At 56.8% G+C, this 3,081-nt stretch carries 5 protein-coding genes; 2 read left to right on the plus strand and 3 right to left on the minus strand.

Annotated features, from left to right (window positions below):
- Window positions 1–80: 80 nt before the first annotated feature.
- The 3 genes from ACOCD2_RS15240 to ACOCD2_RS15250 all read right to left on the minus strand — a co-directional run bounded on the left by ACOCD2_RS15240 (window position 81) and on the right by ACOCD2_RS15250 (window position 1,928).
- The gene (locus ACOCD2_RS15240) at window positions 81–551 is read right to left on the minus strand and encodes a TlpA disulfide reductase family protein (RefSeq protein ID WP_293649140.1); all 471 of its coding nucleotides are present in this window, start codon (window positions 549–551) and stop codon (window positions 81–83) included.
- 67 nt (window positions 552–618) lie between these two features.
- Window positions 619–1,041 (minus strand): hypothetical protein, encoded by a 423-nt coding sequence (locus ACOCD2_RS15245; RefSeq protein ID WP_293649138.1) that lies wholly within the window; start codon window positions 1,039–1,041, stop codon window positions 619–621.
- A 164-nt stretch (window positions 1,042–1,205) separates the two neighbouring features.
- The gene (locus ACOCD2_RS15250) at window positions 1,206–1,928 is read right to left on the minus strand and encodes an RNA methyltransferase (protein WP_293649136.1); all 723 of its coding nucleotides are present in this window, start codon (window positions 1,926–1,928) and stop codon (window positions 1,206–1,208) included.
- A gap of 55 nt (window positions 1,929–1,983) precedes the next feature.
- Here ACOCD2_RS15250 and ACOCD2_RS15255 point away from each other — a divergent pair, with 55 nt between their 5' ends.
- The gene (locus tag ACOCD2_RS15255; RefSeq protein ID WP_293649133.1) at window positions 1,984–2,781 is read left to right on the plus strand and encodes an inositol monophosphatase family protein; all 798 of its coding nucleotides are present in this window, start codon (window positions 1,984–1,986) and stop codon (window positions 2,779–2,781) included.
- 55 nt (window positions 2,782–2,836) lie between these two features.
- Complete coding sequence (locus ACOCD2_RS15260; RefSeq protein WP_293649130.1) at window positions 2,837–2,965, plus strand: hypothetical protein; 129 nt, start codon at window positions 2,837–2,839, stop codon at window positions 2,963–2,965.
- Window positions 2,966–3,081: the final 116 nt, after the last annotated feature.

The raw sequence follows: 3,081 nt of genomic DNA on the forward strand, positions 1-3,081 counted from the left end.
GCGTTTGGATGCCTACTTTGCTTCCCCTCTGGCGCTATGCGCACGACGGGTAAGCAGTGCGGCCTCGCGGCTACTGGGGTCTACCAGCCTTCGCTTCGCTCTCCATGGCTGGCAGCGGAGGCCACCTCGCCCTGCTGATTCAGAACGTAGGTAGTGGGCAGACCAATCACCCGCCACTCGCCGGTGACCGCGGCATCTTCGTCCGGCAGCAAGGGGAAGCTGACGGGCTGTTTCTGTAGAAAACGCCGGATATCCGCAGCAGTTTCATTGACTGCAATGCCCACTATCTGTATCTGGTCCGCCCTGAGCGTCTCCCAGGCTTTCTCCAGTGCCGGCATTTCACTCACACAGGGTCTGCACCAGCTGGCCCAGAAATTGAGGACAACCACTTTGCCCCGGTAGACTTCGAGTGAATGACTCACTCCCCACTGATCCGTCAGCCGGAAGTCCGTGCCTGGCCGGGGAGGATCAAAGTATCTGACATCCACGGCTGCGCCACTGGCCGCCAGGGGCAACAACAGCACTGCGACGATCAGCAATCCGTTCTTCATTGCACACTCCCGCCTGCCGGGGTTCACCGCCTGAACAGTGAACCGGCAGGCTTGTTACGGATAACTGTCAGGGCAGGAAAAACGGCACACCGCCATCTTCGAGAGCATCTTGTTCCTTCTTCTGCATAGCCTTGCTCCACATGGTCTTGTAGGAGCCGGCTTTTTTTACACGGAAGGCATTTACATCAATCTGGTTGTAGCGTTTGTCCAGAGTCCCGTCCACCTGAACATCTTCCAGTACATGCCTCACCTTCACGCCATACGGCAGGTTGGGCAGGAAATAGTAGTCACCGCTGCCCTTTTGCAGCACAAAATCGGACTCCAGGGCAATGTGAGGATCCAGCCGGTCAACCGGACAGGTTGTGCCCGCATGAGCACAACCATGACCATTCAGTTTGCCGGTAAAAGTTTCCGCCATGATCGCCGCGGGTGCGCTGAGCAGTGCCGTCACCGGCAGGGCCCAGGCCAGTATCTTTTTCGGATTTTTCATTTCATCTCCTCCTGATTATTGTCATCGTCAGCCATCAGTACAGTGCAACTTCCGTTACCATTGTCTGACGCTAAATAAGACCTTTCGGCAAGAAGGGATTTTTCATGGGAGCGTAAATATACGCAGGCCGGAAAGCGGCGGGGAGCGCCGGACGGCGGGGTGAATCAGTTCCTCCGGGCAGACTTCCTGCCCTGTGCGGCACTGAGTATCCCGCGCAGAATCTTGATCTCGTCCATATCCGGCTCCGCGCGGTAGAACAGCCGCTTCAGACGACGCATGAGCTTGTCTGATTTTCGCGGATCGAGAAAACCGATATCTTCCAGCGCCTGCTCGAGGTGATCGAACAATCCCTGCATCTCAGCGGCGCCGGCCAGTTCCCGCATTTCCACCGGCGACTGTGTTTTCTGCCCCGACTGCATCATCAGCTCATAGCTGATCACCTGTACAGCCATACCCAAGTTCAGGGATGAATAGTCCGGGTTGGCGGGAATGTTCACCAGATAGTTGCAGCGTTCGAGTTCGGCATTGGTCAAGCCGGTGCGCTCACGTCCGAAGACCAGCGCCACCTTGTCACTGCCCGCACGCTGAACCGCCAGCTCAGCACATTCACGGGGATCCAGCTGCGGCCAGCTCACCGAACGCAGGCGCGCACTGGCGCCAATCACCAGCGCACAGTCCGATACCGCTTCATCCAGGCACTGATGCACGCTGGCCTCGTGCAGAATATCATCCGCGCCGGAAGCCCTGGCCATGCATTCTTCGGTGGGAAACTCCCTGGGAGCAACCAGCGCAAGCTCGTCCAGGCACATGTTCTTCATGGCCCGGGCCACGGCGCCGATATTGCCGCCATGGGATGTTTCAACCAAGACAATGCGTATGTTTTTCATGACGGTGGAGTATAATGGGTAATCAACTTCAAGGCTTGGAATATCCTCAATCGCTATGAACCCCATGACCACCATCGCCGCCCGCGCAGCCCGTGATGCCGGCAAGCTGTTACTCAATTATTTCAATCACATGGAGAAGGTGGAGGTACAGGAAAAACAGGCCAACGACTTTGTCACGGAGGTCGATCGCGCTTCCGAGCAGATCATTATCAATGCCATAAAAAAGGCCTACCCCGACCATGCCATACTGGCCGAGGAAAGTGGCAGCCATGCCGGAAACGACTATCTGTGGATCATCGATCCCCTGGACGGCACCACCAACTATCTGCACGGCTTTCCCCAGTTCTCCATCTCCATCGCCTTGCAGTACCGGGGCGCGCTGGAAGCAGCGGTGGTCTATGACCCGTTGCGGGACGAGACCTTCAGCGCCCACAAGGGCGGCGGCGCTTACCTGAACGACCACCGCATTCGCATCAGCAAACAGAAAGACCTGCACGGCGCGCTGCTGGGCACCGGTATTCCGTATCGCGACCAACGCCATGTGGATGCCTATTTCGGCATGATGAAAGCCCTGATCAAGGACGCTGCAGGGGTACGCCGCCCGGGTTCGGCTGCTCTGGATTTCGCCTGGCTGGCTGCGGGCCGTACTGACGGTTTCTGGGAACTGGGGCTGGCCCAGTGGGATTTTGCCGGGGGGGCATTGCTGGTGAAAGAAGCCGGCGGCGTGGTCACGGACCTGCGTGGCGGCGACACCCATTTCAAGACCGGCAATCTGGTTGCCGGCAACGTGAAGATTCACCAGGAAATGCTGAAGACCATCAAACCTTTCCTGTCTGACGATCTCAAGGCCTGAACAAATCCGCCGGCGGATGGTCACATCAGGAAAATAGCCTTAAGGAGACAGGAACATGAAAATCATCGAAGACATTCTGGCCGATGCCCAGACCTTGCGTGACGAACTGGCACTGCAGATCAAGCTGGGCACCGCCGAAGCCAAAGACGAGTTCGAAAAGCTGGAACCTCACCTGAATAACTAGAGTTTAGAGTAAGCAACATTGTTCCACCGTATATTTTCGGGTGAAATAAAGTTGCTATTTTGTTCATACTGCCCGTTAGAGCTTGTTCTATACGCTGATTGCTGCATCCTGCTCAC

Origin of the sequence: Thiolapillus sp. (assembly GCF_048562965.1) — a bacterium.
Taxonomy (GTDB): domain Bacteria; phylum Pseudomonadota; class Gammaproteobacteria; order Chromatiales; family Chromatiaceae; genus Thiolapillus; species Thiolapillus brandeum_A.